This is a genomic window from Polaromonas sp. P4_F9, from assembly GCF_056401235.1.
Map to the genome: position 1 here is coordinate 47,700 of NZ_JBFUJT010000028.1, position 17,322 is coordinate 65,021.

The 17,322-nt window shown below is 62.1% G+C and carries 16 protein-coding genes; 4 read left to right on the forward strand and 12 right to left on the reverse strand.

What is annotated here, in order from left to right:
- Nucleotide 1: 1 nt before the first annotated feature.
- The 10 genes from AC1DUB_RS21325 to AC1DUB_RS21370 all read right to left on the reverse strand — a co-directional run bounded on the left by AC1DUB_RS21325 (nucleotide 2) and on the right by AC1DUB_RS21370 (nucleotide 9,634).
- Complete coding sequence (locus tag AC1DUB_RS21325; RefSeq protein WP_477731181.1) at nucleotides 2-904, reverse strand: branched-chain amino acid ABC transporter permease; 903 nt, start codon at nucleotides 902-904, stop codon at nucleotides 2-4.
- A 71-nt stretch (nucleotides 905-975) separates the two neighbouring features.
- Complete coding sequence (locus AC1DUB_RS21330) at nucleotides 976-2,169, reverse strand: ABC transporter substrate-binding protein (RefSeq protein ID WP_477731182.1); 1,194 nt, start codon at nucleotides 2,167-2,169, stop codon at nucleotides 976-978.
- Between the two features lie 75 nt (nucleotides 2,170-2,244).
- Nucleotides 2,245-2,958, reverse strand: coding sequence for an ABC transporter ATP-binding protein (locus AC1DUB_RS21335; RefSeq protein WP_477731183.1), 714 nt, complete (start codon nucleotides 2,956-2,958; stop codon nucleotides 2,245-2,247).
- Nucleotides 2,951-3,709 (reverse strand): ABC transporter ATP-binding protein, encoded by a 759-nt coding sequence (locus tag AC1DUB_RS21340; RefSeq protein ID WP_477731184.1) that lies wholly within the window; start codon nucleotides 3,707-3,709, stop codon nucleotides 2,951-2,953. Before AC1DUB_RS21340 ends, AC1DUB_RS21335 begins: the two co-directional genes overlap by 8 nt.
- A gap of 24 nt (nucleotides 3,710-3,733) precedes the next feature.
- Nucleotides 3,734-5,005, reverse strand: coding sequence for an FAD-dependent oxidoreductase (locus AC1DUB_RS21345; protein ID WP_477731185.1), 1,272 nt, complete (start codon nucleotides 5,003-5,005; stop codon nucleotides 3,734-3,736).
- Nucleotides 5,006-5,008: 3 nt separating this feature from the next.
- A complete protein-coding gene (locus AC1DUB_RS21350) occupies nucleotides 5,009-5,305 on the reverse strand; it encodes a (2Fe-2S)-binding protein (RefSeq protein WP_477731186.1) in 297 nt (98 codons plus the stop codon).
- A 67-nt stretch (nucleotides 5,306-5,372) separates the two neighbouring features.
- On the reverse strand, nucleotides 5,373-6,473 hold the full coding sequence (locus AC1DUB_RS21355) for an NAD(P)/FAD-dependent oxidoreductase (protein ID WP_477731187.1): 1,101 nt from the start codon (nucleotides 6,471-6,473) through the stop codon (nucleotides 5,373-5,375).
- 2 nt (nucleotides 6,474-6,475) lie between these two features.
- Nucleotides 6,476-7,414 (reverse strand): 4-hydroxyproline epimerase, encoded by a 939-nt coding sequence (locus AC1DUB_RS21360; RefSeq protein WP_477731188.1) that lies wholly within the window; start codon nucleotides 7,412-7,414, stop codon nucleotides 6,476-6,478.
- 131 nt (nucleotides 7,415-7,545) lie between these two features.
- Entirely contained in the window at nucleotides 7,546-8,679 is a 1,134-nt protein-coding gene (locus AC1DUB_RS21365; protein ID WP_477731189.1) for a branched-chain amino acid ABC transporter substrate-binding protein, read from the reverse strand.
- 40 nt (nucleotides 8,680-8,719) lie between these two features.
- Nucleotides 8,720-9,634 (reverse strand): dihydrodipicolinate synthase family protein, encoded by a 915-nt coding sequence (locus tag AC1DUB_RS21370; protein WP_477731190.1) that lies wholly within the window; start codon nucleotides 9,632-9,634, stop codon nucleotides 8,720-8,722.
- A 649-nt stretch (nucleotides 9,635-10,283) separates the two neighbouring features.
- On the opposite strand from AC1DUB_RS21370, the gene alaS reads away from it, so the two are divergent.
- Nucleotides 10,284-12,908 (forward strand): alanine--tRNA ligase, encoded by a 2,625-nt coding sequence (gene alaS / locus AC1DUB_RS21375; RefSeq protein WP_477731191.1) that lies wholly within the window; start codon nucleotides 10,284-10,286, stop codon nucleotides 12,906-12,908.
- Between the two features lie 136 nt (nucleotides 12,909-13,044).
- Here the strand turns inward: alaS and egtD are convergent, their stop codons facing one another.
- Together egtD and AC1DUB_RS21385 are read right to left on the reverse strand one after the other, a co-directional pair.
- Nucleotides 13,045-14,088, reverse strand: coding sequence for an L-histidine N(alpha)-methyltransferase (gene egtD, locus AC1DUB_RS21380; RefSeq protein WP_477731192.1), 1,044 nt, complete (start codon nucleotides 14,086-14,088; stop codon nucleotides 13,045-13,047).
- Nucleotides 14,089-14,236: 148 nt separating this feature from the next.
- Nucleotides 14,237-15,118 carry a LysR family transcriptional regulator gene (locus tag AC1DUB_RS21385; RefSeq protein WP_477731193.1) on the reverse strand — a complete coding sequence of 294 codons (882 nt, stop codon included), beginning with the start codon at nucleotides 15,116-15,118 and terminating at the stop codon, nucleotides 14,237-14,239.
- A 112-nt stretch (nucleotides 15,119-15,230) separates the two neighbouring features.
- On the opposite strand from AC1DUB_RS21385, the gene AC1DUB_RS21390 reads away from it, so the two are divergent.
- The 3 genes from AC1DUB_RS21390 to AC1DUB_RS21400 all read left to right on the forward strand — a co-directional run bounded on the left by AC1DUB_RS21390 (nucleotide 15,231) and on the right by AC1DUB_RS21400 (nucleotide 17,307).
- Nucleotides 15,231-15,665: a VOC family protein gene (locus tag AC1DUB_RS21390; protein ID WP_477731194.1), complete on the forward strand. Its 435-nt coding sequence runs from the start codon at nucleotides 15,231-15,233 to the stop codon at nucleotides 15,663-15,665.
- Nucleotides 15,666-15,694: 29 nt separating this feature from the next.
- Nucleotides 15,695-16,597, forward strand: coding sequence for an amino acid ABC transporter substrate-binding protein (locus AC1DUB_RS21395; RefSeq protein ID WP_477731195.1), 903 nt, complete (start codon nucleotides 15,695-15,697; stop codon nucleotides 16,595-16,597).
- 161 nt (nucleotides 16,598-16,758) lie between these two features.
- On the forward strand, nucleotides 16,759-17,307 hold the full coding sequence (locus tag AC1DUB_RS21400) for a TlpA disulfide reductase family protein (protein WP_477731196.1): 549 nt from the start codon (nucleotides 16,759-16,761) through the stop codon (nucleotides 17,305-17,307).
- Nucleotides 17,308-17,322 lie beyond the last annotated feature (15 nt).

Sequence of the window (17,322 nt, forward strand, 5' to 3'; positions counted from 1 at the left end):
TTCAGATCTCCTTGCCGAACAGGCCGGCGGGGCGGCTGAGCAACACCAGCGCCATGATGACGAACACCACCACGGTGGCGGCTTCCGGGTAGAACACCTTGGTCAGTCCTTCCAGCAGGCCCAGGCCGAGGCCGGTGAAGATCGCACCGAAGATCGAGCCCAGCCCGCCGATGACCACCACGGCAAACACGATGTTGAGGAGGTTGGCGCCCATCAGCGGATTCACCTGCATGATGGGCGCTGCCATCACCCCTGCTATGCCCGCCAGCGCCACGCCGAATCCGTAGGTCAGCGTGATCATCAGGGGAATGTTCACGCCAAACGCCTGCAGCAGCTTGGGGTTTTCGGTGCCGGCGCGCAGCAGCGCGCCGAGCTTGGTTTTCTCGAACAGGTACCAGGTCACCGCGCAGATCACGAGTGAAGCCACGACCACGAAGCCGCGGTAGACCGGCAGATACATGAAACCGAGATCCACGCCGCCCTTGAGCAGGTCCGGCGGGTCATAACTGGCGCCTGAGATGCCGTAGAAATGGCGCAGCGCACCTTCGAGCACCAGCGCCACGCCAAAGGTCAACAGCAGTCCATAAAGATGGTCAAGGTGATACAGGCGTTTGAGCAGCGTCTTCTCCAGCAGCACGCCCAGCGCCCCGACGATCAGTGGCGCCAGGATCAACGCCGCCCAGAAGTTGATTTTGAACTCCGGACCGAGCAACAGGGGCAGTTGCGAGAACCCCATCCACGCCAGGAACGCAGCCACCATGAACTGCGCGCCATGCGCGAAGTTGATGATGTTGAGCAGGCCGAAGATGATGGCCAGCCCCATGCTGAGCAGTGCGTAAAAGCAGCCGTTGATGAGCCCGACCAGCAATTGGGCCAGAAGGGCTTGTGAGGAAATATCAAACATGGTGTGTGCGTTAGAGCTGGAGGTACGGCCGCCGCACTCTTGTTGGAGGGGCGGCCGCACGCAGTGCTTGCTTAGTGGCTGATAGCGCAGGCCGGATTGACGGGCGGAAATACATCAGGGCCTTTGAGCACAGCCTTGACCTTGTAGTAGTCCCAGGGTGCCCTGGATTCGGCCGGACTCTTCACCTGCAGCAGCAGCATGTCGTGCACCAGCGCGCCGTCTTCACGCAGTTTGCCGTTGCGAATCACGGCGTCGTTGATCGTCATCTTGCGCAGTTGCGTCATCACCGCCTTGGCTTCGTCGGTGCCGGCGGCCTGTACGGCCTTCAGGTAGTTGAGCGTGGCCGAGTAGACGCCAGCCTGGGCGGCCGTCGGCATGCGTTTGTGCTTTTCGAAGAACTTGCGCGACCAGGCGCGCGATTTGTCGTCCAGGTCCCAGTAAAAGGCTTCGCTCAGGTACATGCCCTGGGCCTTGTCGAGCCCGATGCTGTGCACATCTGAAATGTAGGTCAGCAGCGGCGCCACCACCTGCTTGCGGGTGATGCCGTATTCGTTGGCCTGCTTGATGGCGTTGACCGTATCGTTGCCGGCATTGGCCAAGGCAATCACATCTGCCCTGGAGGCTTGTGCCTTGAGCAGAAAGGATGAGAAGTCATTGCCTGGGAACGGATGGCGCGAGCTGCCGACGACGCTGCCGCCGTTGGCCTTGACAACCTCGGCGGCGTCTTTCTCGAGCGAATGCCCGAAGGTGTAGTCGGCGGTGATGAAATACCACGACTTCTTTCCTTCCTTGACCAGCGCACGCGCGGTGCCCGCCGCAAGCGCATAGGTGTTGGTGGTCCACTGTGCGTTGAGTGGCGAGCATTTCTCACCCAGAATCGCCGTGGCGAGCCCCGAGGAGGGCATGCTCACACGATTTTTCTGCTTGGCAATCTCCATGACCGCCAGCGCGGTCGAAGAGGTCGGGAAATCGGTCACCATGTCCACCTTGCCCTGGTCGAACCAGCTGCGCGCGAGGTTGGCCGCCACGTCGGGCTTGTTCTGGTGGTCGGCGAAGACGAGTTCGACGGGCTTGCCGAGCACCTTGCCGCCCATTTCCTCGATGGCCAGGCGAGCGGCAACGACCGAGCCCTGGCCCGAGAGGTCGGAGTAGACGCCGGACAGATCGTTGAGCACGCCGATCTTGACCACGTCGTCGCTGACCTGGGCGTGTGCCGCGAAGCCCATGCAGGCGACGAGGCAGGTGGTTAGTTTGTTGAGATTCATGAGGAACTCCATTGAGGATTGAAAGGAGAGGGGTGGGGGAGGGAACTGGGAAGGAAATGGGAGAAATGGGCCGGGTCAAATGCCCAGCAACTCATTGAGACGGTCCTGCTTGGCATCGACTTCGCTGCGCTCGATCATCTCGACAACCCGGCCGTGTTCGATCACGTAGTGGCGGTCGGCCAGATGTTTGGCGAAGCGGAAGTTCTGCTCGACCAGCACCACCGTGAAACCTTGCGCCTTGAGGTCGCGGATGACCTGGCCGAGCTTTTGCACGATCACGGGTGCGAGCCCTTCGGTGATCTCGTCCAGCAGCAAGAGCTTCGCGCCGGTACGCAGAATGCGGGCCATGGCGAGCATCTGCTGCTCGCCGCCCGACAGGCGTGTGCCGGGGCTGTGGGCGCGTTCCTTGAGGTTGGGAAACATGGCGTAGATCTGTTCCAGCGTCATGCCGTTGTCGCCGACCCTGGGCAGCAGCGTGAGGTTCTCCTCGGCAGTCAGTGATGCGTAGATGCCGCGCTCTTCCGGGCAGTAGCCGATCCCGAGGCGTGCGATGCGGTGCGGCGGCAGGGCGATGACTTCCTTGCCTGCCACATGGATAGACCCCGCGCGCTTGTCAATCAGGCCCAGGATCGCGCGCAGTGTCGAGGTGCGCCCGGCGCCGTTGCGGCCCAGCAGTGTCACGCATTCGCCGGCGCGGACTTCCAGGTTGATGCCTTGCAGCACATGCGACTCCCCGTACCACGCATGCAGGTCGCGGATGGACAGCATGGTTTGATTTGAATCAGACATTTTCTTCCGTCCCCATATAGGCTTCCCGAACCGCAGGATTGACCGACACAGCGGCATACGGTCCTTCTGCCAGGATTTCGCCGCGTTGCAGCACGGTGATCGTGTCGCTGATGTCGGCCACGACTTTCATGTTGTGTTCGACCATGAGGATGGTGCGGTGTGCCGACACTTGTCTGATCAGGTCCTTCACCCGGTCCACGTCCTCATGCCCCATGCCTTGCGTGGGTTCGTCTAGCAGCAGCAGCTCGGGGTCGAGTGCCAGCGTGGTGGCGATCTCCAGCGTGCGCTTGCGCCCATAGGGCAGGTCGCCGGCCAGAAATGAGGCGAAGGATGCGAGCCCCACCTGCTCCAGCAAGGCCATCGCGGGTGCATCGAGTCTATGCAGCGAGGCGCTGGACTGCCAGAAGCGGTAGTCAACCCCCAGCTTGCGCTGCAAGGCGATTTTCACGTTTTCCAGAGCAGTGAACTGCGGAAAAACGGCCGAGATCTGGAACGATCGCACGATGCCGCGGCGCGCGGTCTGTGCCGGCTTTTCCTGCGTGATGTTCGTGTCGTTGAACAGGATGTGTCCTTCGGTCGGGATGTGGAACTTGGTCAGCAAGTTAAAGACGGTCGTCTTGCCGGCGCCGTTCGGCCCGATCAGCGCATGGATAGTTCCGCGTCTGACGCGCAGGTTGACGTTGCGCACGGCGACGAAGCCGCGGAACTCCTTGGTCAGTCCTCTGGTTTCAAGAATGATGTCTTTGTTCATGTGGATGGTTGAAGTTCTGGCGCGTTAGTGAGGTTGCGTGGAGGCGTTATGCGTCAGCGTGGCAATGCGCGCAGGCGAGATCGGCATGCGTGGTGCGGGCTGTGGCCAGCCAAACAGGAATTGCGTGGCGCCGCCACAGACGCGGCCCTGGCAGGCGCCCATGCCGCAGCGGCTGTGCAGTTTCGCGGCGGTCCAGTTCTCGAAGCCGCACAGTTGCTCATGGCTCACGTCTTCGCAACGGCACACCAGCGTGTCGGGCTCGGCCAGTTGTTTCAAGCCGGGATGGAGCGCGAAGCGGGTGTGCAAAGCCGCAGCGAAGGCCTCCCAGCGCTGCCGCTGGGGCCACAGCCGCCGGGCCTGATCCAGTTGTCCCGTGGCCGCGTGGCCGGCAATGGCTCCTTGCACCAGTGCGCGCTCGCTGCCGCCAAAGCCGGTGCATTCACCGGCGGCGTAATGGTCGGGCAGGCTGGTGGCCTGCCAGGGGTCGACCGCAATGGCATGCTGCGCATTCAGGGCGCAGCCCAGGGCCTGGCCGAGTTGGGTGTTGGGAATCAGGCCGAAGCCGCAGGCCAGGCGGTCGCAGGCGATGTCCAGCGTGCGCCCATCTTGCTGAAGGCGCACCGATTCCACGCGGCCCTGGCCCGAAGCCGACACGACGTGGCTGGACAGGCGATAGCCGGGATGCAGGAGCGTCAAGGCCTGCATGGCCTTGCCGGGCCAGCGCGCCAGCGAAGCGGCAAAAGCGGCAACCGCGCTGATGGACGCCTGTTCGGCCACCCGCAGCACCTGCGCACCGGCGGCCTGGGCCGCGGCCGCGACTGCCAGCAGCAGCGGGCCGCTGCCCGCCACCACAATGCGCTCGCCGCGCACGGGCAAGCCACCCTTGATCAGGGCCTGCAGTCCGCCAGCGCCCGTGACACCGGGCAGGGTCCAGCCCGGAAACGGCAGCAGCAGTTCGCGTGCGCCGGTGCACACAATCAGCTTCTGATAGCTTAAGTGCCAGCCTCGATCAGCGTCTTCCAGCAGCAGCTGTTTGGACTGCGGCACGGCCACGATTCGGGTGCCGGACAGCAGCCGCACATTGGGGTGGCGGGCCAGGGCTTCACGTCGCTGCAAGGCGGCCCGGGGCAGATGGGCGCCAGGGCCATCGCGCCAGATCTGGCCGCCGGGGGCTGGGTTGTCGTCGATCAGCGTGATGGCAGCGCCCGCGGGGGCCGCCGCCAATGCTGCAGCCATGCCTGCAGGGCCGGCGCCTACGATCAACAGATCGCAATGTTCAGGGGATGTGGTGGCCATGGTTCAGGCTCCCGTCAAGGCTTCAGCTTCAGCTGCGGCTGCGGCTGCGGCTGCGGTCTGTACCGCCATGCCCTCAACGCACAATGTCTGGCAGGCCAGGCGGCGCTGGCCGTCAATCAGCACCCGGCATTCCTGGCAGATGCCCATGCCGCAGAACGCGGCGCGCCGCTCGCCGCTGACGGAGATGCGCGTGATGCCGTCGCCCGCCAGGTACAGCGCTGCGGCTACCGTGATACCGGCGGGCACCCGTTGCGGCCGGCCGTCAAGGCTGAATTCAATCGAGCTGTTGAGGCTGTTCATTGGGTAACCTTCGCGCGATGCGCTGCGGTGCTATGACCCTTGGGAGCGGCCCGGCGGCTCATGCTGCTCATGCGGCCATTCCAAAGCGCTGCGGCAGGTAGGGCGCGGGGTCGAGTTCGGCCCGGCGCCCGGTGATCTGTGCGGCCAACAGGCGGGCGCTGGCCGGGGCCGTCGTCACGCCCAGGCCTTCGTGACCCACGGCCAGCCAGAGCCCGGGGCGCTGCGGATGCGGGCCCAGCAACGGCAGGCTGTCGGGTGTGGCCGCGCGCAGGCCGGTCCAGCAGCGGATGGCGTTGAGATCGGCCAGGGCTGGCATGTAGGCCAGCGCCCGCTCCAGCATCTGCGCCAGCATGTCGGCATCCACTTCGGGGGAGCTGTCATCGAACTGGCGTGACGAGCCGATCAGCAGTTGCCCGGTGGGGCGTGGCTGCAGGTTGAACGCCACCGAGGGGCCGGTGCTGTGGTGTGCGCTGGTGACGTAGCCCAGTTCCACCAGTTGGTGACGAACGAGGCCCGGGTAGCGGTCGGTAATCAGCAGATGGCCCTTCTTCGGGCGGATCGGCAGCTCGGGGCACAGTTGCGTGGCATGGATGCCATTGGCCAGCAGCACGGCGTTGGCGCCAAGCCAGCTGTTGCCGGCCAGCCGCACGCGGGCGCCCTCAATTTCCAGCACTTCGGCGTGTTGCATGCGGATCTGCTTCGGGTATTGCGCCAGCAGCCAGCGCGCCGCGTTGGGCGCATAGACCACGCTGTCGCCTGGCACCTGCAGGGCGCCACACAGGCCGGGGCGCAATGCGGGCTCCAGGGCCTGCAGTGTTTGCGCATCGATCAGGTCGCAGGCCACCTCGTGCGCGCGCAGCCGCTCCTGCTTGTCGTGAGCGGCCGCCATTTCCTCGTCGTTCGCGGCCAGCCACAGCGTGCCGCAGGGGTGCCAGGCACAGTCCGCGGCCATCGCGTCGGTCCACTGCCGCCACACGCCAAGCGAATGGCGGCTGAGTGCGAGTTCGGCGGGGTTGTCGTCCATGACCACCAGATGACCCATGCCCGCCGCCGTGGCGCCGCCCCGGCGGTCGTCGAGCACCAGCACGTCCAGCCCGGCGCGCGCCAGCTCGTGCGCGCAGGCCGCGCCGACGATGCCGGCACCGATGACGATGACGTCTGCGTCCATGGTCACGGTTGAAGCCGGATGCCCCAGCCAAACGGATCGTCGGCCTCGATCAGCAGCGTGGCTTCTGCGCTCATATGGGCACGTCCGCGCAGCGTGGGGATGATGTGGTCGCCATCGCGCTCAAAGCTGGCTTCGAACTGGCTGCCGATCACGCTGGCCTGGTGCCAGATTTCACCCGGCGCGAGCTTGCCGTCGGCCGCCAGGCAGGCGATCTTGGCGCTGGTGCCGGTGCCGCAGGGTGAGCGGTCGTAGGCCTTGCCGGGACAGAGCACGAAGTTGCGACTGTCCGCTACCTCATCGTCGGCAAACAGTTCGATATGGTCGATCTCGGCACCCTCCGCACCGGTAATGCCTTGCGCCGCCAATGCTTCGCGCAGCGCCCAGCTGTAGGCGGTGAGGGCGTCGAGGTTGTCGCTGGCCACGCGCTGGCCATGTTCGCTGACCAGGAAGAACCAGTTGCCGCCCCAGGCCACGTCGCCGCGCACTGTTCCGTGGCCGGGCACGGTCACGGCGACCTGGTGCAGATGGCGCCACGCGGGCACGTTGCGCACGCTGACCGAGCGGTCCGCATGCAGCGTGGCTTCGACCGTGCCCACCGGCGTCTCGATGCGGTGCACGCCAGGCTGAATGCGGCCCATGTGGGCCAGCGTGGCCACCAGCCCGATGGTGCCGTGGCCGCACATGCCCAGGTAGCCGGTGTTGTTGAAAAAAATCACGCCGGCACTGGCATCGGCGGCGACCGGCGTACACAGCAAGGCACCCACGATGACATCGCTGCCGCGCGGCTCCAGCACCGTGGCGGCGCGCCAGGCATCATGCTGCTGCGCCAGCACAGTGCGGCGCTCGGCCATGCTGCCGCTTCCCAAATCGGGGAAGCCATCAATGACCAGGCGCGTGGGTTCGCCGCCCGTGTGGGAGTCGATGATCTGGATGCGTTTCATGGTTGTTTCAGTCATGCCGTGGATGGTTCGTGCCGTGAGATTCATAAGAAAACATTGAAAACAACAGGGCAGCTGCCATTGCCCTATTTGCCCTGTTGCTTCAACTCAGCGGCTCAAGAAAACAGGCCGCATCAATAACTTGCCAGTGGAACCGGCAACGCATTCTTGAAGGTGAAAACCGTTACAGGAGCCTGTTTCATATTGCCTTTTTCGTCGTAGGCATACGTGCCGGCAACCCCCTTGTAGCTTGATTTGTAGATTTCCGCGCCAACTTTGTTCGGGTCTGTCGAGTTGGCTTTCTGCATGGCCTCGCCAATGAACAAGGTCTGGTCGTAAAACGAAGCCGCATAGGCATCCGCATCAAGGTTGAAACGTTTTTTGTATTTCGCTTTGAATGCGGGACCATCCGTGGCTTTTTCCAGAATCGAACCACCTTGCGCGCAGAAAACGGTATCGTTGACAGCGTCCGCTGCAAGTTTTCCCATTTCCGGGCTGCACAGCGTATCGCCGCCCAATAACTTTGCGGGCATCGCCAGTTGCTTCATTTGCCGCGTTAGCGGTGCGGCTTGCGGTGCATAGCCACCGAAGAAAATAACTTCGGGCTGTTTGGATTTCAGGTTGGTCAATATCGATGAGAAGTCAACCGATTTGTCCGTGGTGAACTCTTGCCCCACGACGGTGAGGCCCAGATTCTTCGCTTCCTTGACGAATTCATCCGCCACGCCCTGGCCAAACGCGGTGCGGTCATCAATCACGCCAACTTTCTTGACCTTGAGCACTTTGGCCGCATAGACCGCCATGCTGGAGCCAATTTGGTTGTCGCCGGCGACGATGCGAAACAGGTTTTTGTAGCCGCCCTGGGTGACTTTGGGATTGGTGCCGACCGTGGACATCATGGCGCCACCCTCGCTATAGACCCGCGACGCAGGAATGGCAACGCCTGAACAATAGGGGCCCATGACAAATTTGATACCGCTGTCCACCAGTTTCTGGGCGGCGCTAACGCCTGATTTGGCGTCACACTGATCATCTTCGGAGTGCAGTTCAAATTTGAGCGCTTTGCCCGCCACCATGATTTTCCTGGCATTGAGTTCTTCAATCGCCAGGCGCACGCCATTTTCATTGTCTTTCCCTGCAAACGCATTGGCGCCTGACAGCGGACCGGTGTGGCCTATTTTTACCACCTGCTCCTGGGCATTCGCATGGCCTGCAAGTGCAATCGCCATAACGCCAAGAAGCGGAATCATGCTTGGGTTGATTGTCATACCTGTCTCCTAAAGTTTCGGGTCGTTAAAAGGGCTGCCGTCAGGCAACCGACTGGTATTGAGCCGGTCGTGTCGCCAGCGCTTTGTTCACGATCGTTTCAATGGCTTCGCGCTCCGCACCTATCAGCGGCAGGCGCGGACGGCGCATGTGCTCGGTGCTCACGCCGGCCAGTACGTCGATCAATTTGAGGTTTTGCACCAGCTTGGTGGAGACATCCAGGTGCAGCATGGGCGTCATCCACTGGTAGAGCTTGAGTGCCTCGGCAAATTTGCCGGCCTTCATCAGGTCGTAGAGCGCCACGGTTTCGCGCGGGAAGGTGCAGCCGACGCCGGCGAGCAAGCCGTCGCAGCCCAGGGCCAGGCCCTCATAGGCCAGGTCGTCCACGCCCAGGAAGAGCTGGTAGCGATCACCCAGCAGGTTGCGCAGGTCGGTGATGCGGCGGATGTTGTCGGTGCTTTCCTTGATCGCGACGATCCATTCGCAGTCGGCCAGTTCGGCCATGTGCTCGGGCCTGAGGTCCACGCGGTAGGCGACCGGGTTGTTGTAGACCATGATGGGCTTTTTAGCGGCCTCGGCCATGGTGCGCACATTCAGCATCGCCTCGCGCGCGTCGGCCACGTAGATGACCGAGGGCATGACCATGAACCCATCCACGCCAAGTTCGTTGGCGCCATGGATGTAGCGCAGCGCTTCCCGGGTGCTGGTTTCCGAGACATTGGCGAGCACCGGGACGCGGCCCTTGCTGGCTTTGATGGCGATGTCGGCGACCTGGAGTTTTTCTTCGAGCGTCAGCGTGCTGGCTTCGCCCAGCGAACCGCAGGTTACGAGGCCGTGAATGCCGTTGCGGATCTGGAAGTCGATGTGCTTGGCCGTGCCTTCGGCATCAATGCTTTCGTCGGCGTGGAATTTGGTGGTAATGGCGGGGAAAATACCTTGCCAGAGGGGGTTTTTCAAGGGTGACTCCTAAGGTGAGAGGGTTGAAACCGAATGGGGCAGTTGGTTGAAATCAGCAATTAATCAGCAACTGGTAAATATATTAATAAGATATTTAGAATATCTTGTTAGGGTATTAAGCAGATTGCGTGCCAGCCTTTTTTGCGGTAATGGAGGAGATTTGCAGCGCCAGAATGCAGCGCACAGTCCGGTTTGGTGCCGGTGGGGCGCATCAGGCACCTCATTGGCGCGCATGCAGCCCACGGAGGCCCATGCAGAGGGCCGTCAGGGGCGTGGGACCTAAGCCCATAAATTGAATGCTCAGGCACATCAAGCATTTAAGGTTCGACGCAATAGCTACGACCGAGGTCGCGCGCGGCCTGGGAACTGCTCGCCGACGTCTACAAGCTGCCGGCTACCCGTCTACATTGACGACGACGAGGCTCACGACATCTGGAATGAGCTCGCTGCAGGCGCTACCAGCAACGCGGCCCGGGTGCTGGACCCGGCGGAAAAGCGGCCTCCGCGCCGGGCCTGCCGCTTGCAAGTGGTGCAAACTTATAATCAACGGTCCGATGCAACAGCGCCAGCGCTGACTGCGCGCAAGCCCGATCAAGTCCGATCAAGGGGGAGCCGGATACCTTTCAGCCATTGAGTCCACACCTCGCCTATGACCACGCCTCACTTCACCGTTGCCGACATCCGCAAAAGCTTTCTTGACTTCTTCGCGTCCAAGGGCCACACCGTGGTGCCGTCCAGCTCGCTGGTGCCGGGCAACGACCCGACGCTGATGTTCACCAACTCGGGCATGGTGCAGTTCAAGGACGTGTTCCTGGGCACCGACAAGCGCAGCTACGTGCGTGCCGCGAGCGTGCAGGCCTGCCTGCGTGCCGGCGGCAAGCACAACGACCTGGAAAATGTCGGCTACACCGCGCGCCACCATACCTTCTTCGAGATGCTGGGCAACTGGAGCTTTGGCGACTACTTCAAGCGAGAATCGCTGAAATGGGCCTGGGAACTGCTGACCGACGTCTACAAATTGCCGGCCGACAAGCTGTGGGCTACCGTCTACATTGATGACGACGAGGCTTACGACATCTGGACCAAGGAGATTGGCCTGCCACCCGAACGCGTGGTGCGCATCGGCGACAACAAGGGCGCCAAGTACGCCAGCGACAACTTCTGGATGATGGCCGACACCGGCCCCTGCGGGCCGTGCAGCGAGATCTTTTACGACCACGGCCCCGAGATTGCCGGAGGCCCGCCGGGCTCGCCCGAGCAGGACGGCGACCGCTATATCGAGATCTGGAACAACGTGTTCATGCAGTTCGACATGCAGCCTGACGGTTCGGTCAAACCGCTGCCCGCACCCTGCGTGGACACGGGCATGGGGCTGGAGCGCCTCGCCGCCATCCTGCAGCATGTGCACAGCAACTATGAGATCGACGTTTTCGATGCGCTGATCAAGGCCGCCGCCCGCGAAACGGGTGAAAAGGACCTGAACAACAAGTCGCTGCGCGTGATTGCCGACCACATCCGCGCCACGGCGTTTCTGGTGAGCGACGGCGTCAACCCGTCCAACGAAGGCCGCGGCTATGTGCAGCGCCGCATCGTGCGCCGCGCCATCCGCCATGGCTACAAGCTGGGCAAGAAGACGCCGTTTTTTCACAAGCTGGTGGCCGACCTGGCCAGGCTGATGGGCGATGCCTATCCCAAGCTCAAGACCGACGAGGCGCGCATCACTGCCGTTCTCAAGGCCGAGGAGGAGCGCTTCTTCGAGACGCTGGAAATCGGCATGCAGATTCTGGACACGGCGCTCGCCGGGGGGGCCAGGGTATTGCCCGGCGATGTCGCCTTCAAGCTGCATGACACCTATGGCTTCCCGCTTGACTTGTCGGCCGACGTTTGCCGCGAGCGGGGCGTGGACGTGGACGAGGCCGGTTTCAACGCCGCCATGGACAGGCAGAAAAACCAGGCGCGCGCCGCCGGCAAGTTCAAGATGGACCGCGCGCTGGAATACGCCGGCAGCGGCAATACCTTCACCGGTTATGAGCGTCTGGAAGAAACCGCAAAAATCGTGGCGCTCTACGCGGACGGCGTGCCCGTTGCGGCGCTGACAGCGGGGCAAAGCGGCGTGGTGGTTTTGGACACCACCCCTTTCTATGCGGAAAGCGGCGGTCAGGTCGGCGACGAGGGCGAGCTGATCAGCGGCTCGGCACACTTTGCCGTGGGCGACACGCTCAAGATCAAGTCGGACGTGTATGGTCACCATGGTACGGTGGAGCAGGGCACGCTGAATGTCGGTGACCATGTCAACGCACGTGTCAATCTGGCCGTGCGCGCCGCCACCGTGCGCAACCATAGCGCCACCCACCTGATGCACAAGGCCTTGCGCGAAGTGCTGGGCGAGCATGTGCAGCAAAAGGGCAGCCTGGTGAATGCCGAGCGCACGCGCTTCGACTTTGCGCATAACGCACCCGTGACCGACGACCAGATTCGCGAGATCGAAGCGCGCGTCAACGCCGAGATCCTGTCCAACGTGGCAACCGACGCCAGCGTGATGGATATGGAAGCGGCGCAGAAAACCGGCGCCATGATGTTGTTTGGCGAGAAATACGGCGACAAGGTGCGCGTGCTGAGCATTGGCTCGAGCAAGGAGCTGTGCGGCGGCACCCACGTGACGCGTACGGGTGACATCGGCCTGTTCAAGATTGTGGCCGAGGGCGGTGTGGCCGCCGGGGTGCGCCGTGTCGAAGCCGTCACCGGCGAGAACGCGCTGGCTTACCTGCAGTCGCTCGAATCCACGGTTCAGGCCGCCGCTGGCTCGCTGAAGGCCAGCCCGACAGAGCTGCAAAACCGCATTGGCCAGGTGCTGGACCAGGTCAAGTCGCTGGAGAAAGAAATCGCCGCGCTCAAGGGCAAGCTGGCGTCGTCGCAGGGCGATGAGCTGATGGCGCAGGCCATCGACGTCAAGGGCCTGAAGGTTCTGGCAGCCCGGCTGGAAGGCGCCGATGCCAGGACGCTGCGCGAGACCATGGACAAGCTCAAGGACAAGCTCAAAACGGCCGTTATCGTGCTGGCGGCGGTGGAGGGCGACAAGGTCCAGATTGCCGCGGGCGTCACGCCTGACAGCGTGGGCAAGGTCAAGGCAGGAGAGCTCGTCAACTTTGTGGCCCAGCAAGTGGGAGGCAAGGGCGGCGGCAAGGCCGACATGGCCATGGCCGGCGGTACCGATGCTGCCAGGCTGGGCGACGCGCTGAAATCGGTGCAAGCCTGGGTGACTGAGCGCGTCTAAGCGCAGCTGACCGGGCCGGGGTTCAGGCAGCGGGGTGGCTCGCTATCTTATGGGTAGCTTGCTCCCCTTGCCATGAATGGGTTACAGGCCCATCACAAGCCAGTCACAGGCCATTTTTTGCAAAAACTGCCGAGCCTTAAACCGCTGCCCAGAACACGGCAAACCAGTGCTTCGGGTCGCTCCAGTGCTCCACATGCCTGAACCCGGCCTGGTGCAGCAGTGCCGTCATGCCCTGCAGCGTGTATTTGTAGGAATTTTCGGTGTGGATGCGCTCACCGGCGCTGAACCGGCGCGCATGACCCGGCCAGCGAACGGTCAGGTCGCAGCTTGCTTCCAGATGCATTTCAATGCGTGACTGGGCCATATCGAACAGTGCCACGTGCCGCCATTGGCGCACCTCAAAATCCGACTGCAGCAGTGTGTTGACGTTGAGCAGCAGGTTTTTATTGAAAGCCGCCGTCACGCCCAGCGCATCGTCGTAAGCAGCTTCCAGCGTGGCGGTGTCCTTGACCAGGTCAATCCCCAGCAGCAGACCGCGTGCCTTGCCCTGTGCGGGGTCGGCCATGTGCTGCAAAAACTGCAAAGCCTGATCCGGCGAGAAGTTGCCCAGGCTGGAGCCCGGGTAGAAAAATACCCGGTCGTGGCTTTGAACGGTGTCGGGCAAAGCCAGGGCGGCTGAAAAGTCCATGCCCAGCCCGACGATGTCCAGCGTGGGGAAACTGGTTTGCACCCGTTCGGCCGCAATCCGTAAAAAATCCACCGAAATATCCACCGGCACGTATTGATTTGGCTGCAAATGCGGAATCAATGCCATCCCCTTGGCGCAGTTGCCTGCGCCCAGGTCAATCAAGCACGGCTTGGTGATGCCAGCCTCAGCAAGGGCGCTGGCCATCAGCGTGTAAGACGCTTCAAAAATACCCGCCTCGGTACGGGTGGGGTAGTACTCGTCCAGCTCGGTGATGGCTTCAAACAGTTTGGAGCCCAGCGCGTTGTAGAAAAATTTGGGCGCAATACTGGCCGATGCCGCGCACAGCCCTGCGGTCAACTCCTGTGCCGTGCTGAGGCTTCGCCCCGGCTGCAGCTCGGCTTGACGGCCATAGAGGCTGTCGAGGTCGATGAACTGCGGGGACGCTGGCTGCAGCGCAAGCGACAGGTCGGGAGTGTTGAGTGGGAGCTTCAAAATCGGCTTCGATGCTGGAAATGACTATAGATTTGAAAGCGGTTTGGCTGCTGCGTTTGTAGGACTTAATCGCTTTGAGCGCAAGAGGGCGAGTCGCCCCAAGCCCTTTTTTATCAACCCGTGAGCGTGCTTTTCAGCGCGCAAAGGGTCAAACACCTGGGGCAACTGCGGCGGCATCGCGCAGGCATTGCGCCAGCTGGCTGACCATAGTCTGGCTGGCTTTTGCGGTTCGCTGGAGTATGCCGACCTCACGATAAAACGTGTGTTCTCCGAGCGAAATGGCCCGGACATTCCCGGGCAGCGGAAGATGGGCTTCGACCATCGGTATCAATGCCACGCCCAGGCCATTGGATACCAGCTGGATCAGGCCCTGAATCTCGTCGAGTTCGATCGATTCGTGCACGGGCAGCTGCATGTCGCGCAGAAACCGCTCGACCATGCGGCCCCCGAAAGACTTTCGTTCATAACGAAGAAAGGGGTGTTTCTGAATCAGCTTGCGCCAGTCATTGCCTCTCAGGGCGGCAGGCACGACCAGCATAAAAGGCTCATGGATCAGCGCCTCCCAGGTCAATTCGGGCAACATGCCGAACGGCGGCCGGATCGTGATGGCCACATCGATCTCCCCGGCGTCGAGCTGGTCCATCAGATGCATGGACACACCCGGCACGAGGTTCAGGCGCAGCTTGGGATACTTCTGCCGCATCGGCGCAAGCGCGCGAGGCAACAGCGAAGATTGAACCGAAGCGATGGCCCCGATGCGCAGCAGGCCATCGGCGCTGTCATCGTCAGGCAGGTCACCGAGTTTCGAGAACAGGGCAATGATCTCCTCGGCTCGCGCCAGCGTCGTGGCGCCGGCCGCGTTGAGCGTCGCAGCGCGCCGGGTGCGGTCAAAAAGCTCAAAGCCCAACGATTCCTCGAGGCGCTTGATCTGGCTGCTGACGGCGGACTGGGTCAGGCCAATACGCTCGCCCGCCGCAGCAAACGTACCGTGGCGGACAACCGCGATAAAGGTGCGTAGTTCTGTGATCACGTTCGAATCATCGATTATTTTGTTTCTCAGTGCAAATATATATCGCTTTTCATGATCAGTTAACGCTTCTACAGTGCAGACATCTTTTCAAACCCGCCTCAAAGGCCTCAACATGACGACACCCCAAGCTGCCAATCCACCGTTTCATCTTGCATTTCCCGTCCATGACATCGCCGTGGCGCGCCAGTTCTATGGCGACTTGCTGGGCTGCCCCGAAGGCCGCAGTTCGGTGGAATGGGTGGACTTCAACTTTTATGGCCACCAGATCGTGGCTCACCTCGCACCGGATGAATGCGGCCACAAACAAACGAGCGCGGTCGACGGTCATGAGGTTCCCGTGCGTCACTTCGGCGCGGTGCTGTCGATGTCGCAATGGCAGGCGCTGGCCGACAAACTCACCGCCGCGGCCACCCGCTTCGTGATCGAGCCCTATATCCGCTTCAAGGGCGAGCCTGGCGAGCAGGCCACCATGTTTTTTCTCGATCCGTCCGGCAATGCCCTGGAGTTCAAGGCCTTCGCGACGCTCGACAACCTGTTCGCCAAATAAAAATACGGGAGCCATTGATGACCAAAACCATGTCTTTCAAAGCCGCGGCCCTGGCCGCAGCGACGCTCGCGATCGCTTGCGCTCATGCCGAACCGGTGGACATCCTCAAAAAGATCAGGGAAACCGGAACCATCACCATGGGGGTGCGCGAGGCCTCGGGTGCGATGTCCTACTCGCTCGGCGACGGCCAGTATGCCGGCTTTCACCATGACGTCTGCAAAAGGGTTCTTGCCGATATCCAGAAACAGGCTGGCTTGAAAAAGCTTGATATCAAGTACCAGCTCGTCACGGCGCAAAACCGTATTCCGCTGGTGCAAAACGGCACCGTCGATATCGAGTGCGGGACAACGACCAACAACGCCACCAGGCAAAAAGATGTCGCCTTCGCACCCACGCTTTACATCGAGGAAGTGCGCATCGCGGTAAAAAGCAGTTCGGGCATCACCAGCATTGCCCAACTGGCGAATAAATCGGTCTCGACAACGTCGGGGGCTACGTCCGTCCAGTTGCTGCGCAAACATGAGCGTACCTCAGGCATTGATTTCAGGGAGTTGTTTGGCAAGGACAACAGTGAGGGCTTCCTGCTGCTCGAGAGCGGCCGTGCCGACGCTTTTGTTGCCGACGGCCAGATACTCGCGACCCTGATTTCGCAGTCCAAGCAGCCGGGCAACTACCGCATCCTGAACGAAGTGCTGAGCGTCGAACCGATTGCCATCATGCTGCCCAAGGATGACCCACTTTTTAAACAAGCGGTCGATGCCAGCATCAAGGCCCTGGCCAAAAGCGGCGAGGTTGCGGCGCTGTACGACAAATGGTTTGTGCAGGCGATTCCACCCAACAACACCCGGGTCGGGCTGCCGGCATCCACCTTGACCAAGGCGGCCTGGGCCAATCCGAGCGACAAGCCGCTCGAAGACTATGTGAAGAAATGAGATTGGCAAAACCTCATGCGGCCATTGGCTGCCGCGTTTGCAGGACTTTATCGCTTTGAAGGCAAGTGGTGAGCGGCTTTGTTACGCTCTGGGGACGCAATCTTCTTTTTTGGCGCTTTTTTGCCAAATTTGGTACCCGATTTTTCGTGACCCAGCCTGCCATGTCCACAGCCATCTTTTCCCGCCGCGTTTTTCTGCGAAGTACGCTGGCGGCCGCCGCCGGCGCGGCCCTTGTGCCTGTGGCCGATGCCCAGGGCCTCACCGGCCCGGCTTACGAGGTCAGCACATGGGCCGGCCCGGTGTCTGCGTTCAGCTTGCTGGACACCACCGGCAAAACCTGGCAATTGGCCGATTTGCGCGGCCGGGCGGTGCTGCTGAATTTCTGGGCCAGCTGGTGCGAGCCTTGCCGTGCCGAAATGCCAACGCTGCAACAGGTGGCCGACCTCTATGGCCCTGACAAGCTGCTGGTGCTGGCCATCAACTTCAAGGAACCCGCCGCACGCGCGATTCAGTTTGCCAAAACCACCGGGGTGACCATGCCGGTTTTGCTGGACAGCGACGGCCGGACGGCGCGCCAGTGGGGCGTGAAAGTGTTTCCCACCACCCTGATGCTGGACAGCCGGGGCCAGCCCCGGCTGCGCGTGCGGGGCGAGGTGGACTGGACCAGCAGCGCAGCCGAGAAGCTGATTGCCGGGCTGATGAAACCCTGATGCTGTCCGGGGTGA

Excerpts from the sequence above, each read along its gene's own strand:
- AC1DUB_RS21325 (WP_477731181.1), bottom strand. The coding sequence starts at position 904 with ATGTTTGATATTTCCTCACAAGCCCTTCTGGCCCAATTGCTGGTCGGG.
- AC1DUB_RS21330 (WP_477731182.1), bottom strand. The coding sequence starts at position 2,169 with ATGAATCTCAACAAACTAACCACCTGCCTCGTCGCCTGCATGGGCTTC.
- AC1DUB_RS21335 (WP_477731183.1), bottom strand. The coding sequence starts at position 2,958 with ATGTCTGATTCAAATCAAACCATGCTGTCCATCCGCGACCTGCATGCG.
- AC1DUB_RS21340 (WP_477731184.1), bottom strand. The coding sequence starts at position 3,709 with ATGAACAAAGACATCATTCTTGAAACCAGAGGACTGACCAAGGAGTTC.
- AC1DUB_RS21345 (WP_477731185.1), bottom strand. The coding sequence starts at position 5,005 with ATGGCCACCACATCCCCTGAACATTGCGATCTGTTGATCGTAGGCGCC.
- AC1DUB_RS21350 (WP_477731186.1), bottom strand. The coding sequence starts at position 5,305 with ATGAACAGCCTCAACAGCTCGATTGAATTCAGCCTTGACGGCCGGCCG.
- AC1DUB_RS21355 (WP_477731187.1), bottom strand. The coding sequence starts at position 6,473 with ATGGACGCAGACGTCATCGTCATCGGTGCCGGCATCGTCGGCGCGGCC.
- AC1DUB_RS21360 (WP_477731188.1), bottom strand. The coding sequence starts at position 7,414 with ATGAAACGCATCCAGATCATCGACTCCCACACGGGCGGCGAACCCACG.
- AC1DUB_RS21365 (WP_477731189.1), bottom strand. The coding sequence starts at position 8,679 with ATGACAATCAACCCAAGCATGATTCCGCTTCTTGGCGTTATGGCGATT.
- alaS (WP_477731191.1), top strand. The coding sequence starts at position 10,284 with ATGACCACGCCTCACTTCACCGTTGCCGACATCCGCAAAAGCTTTCTT.
- AC1DUB_RS21390 (WP_477731194.1), top strand. The coding sequence starts at position 15,231 with ATGACGACACCCCAAGCTGCCAATCCACCGTTTCATCTTGCATTTCCC.
- AC1DUB_RS21395 (WP_477731195.1), top strand. The coding sequence starts at position 15,695 with ATGTCTTTCAAAGCCGCGGCCCTGGCCGCAGCGACGCTCGCGATCGCT.
- AC1DUB_RS21400 (WP_477731196.1), top strand. The coding sequence starts at position 16,759 with ATGTCCACAGCCATCTTTTCCCGCCGCGTTTTTCTGCGAAGTACGCTG.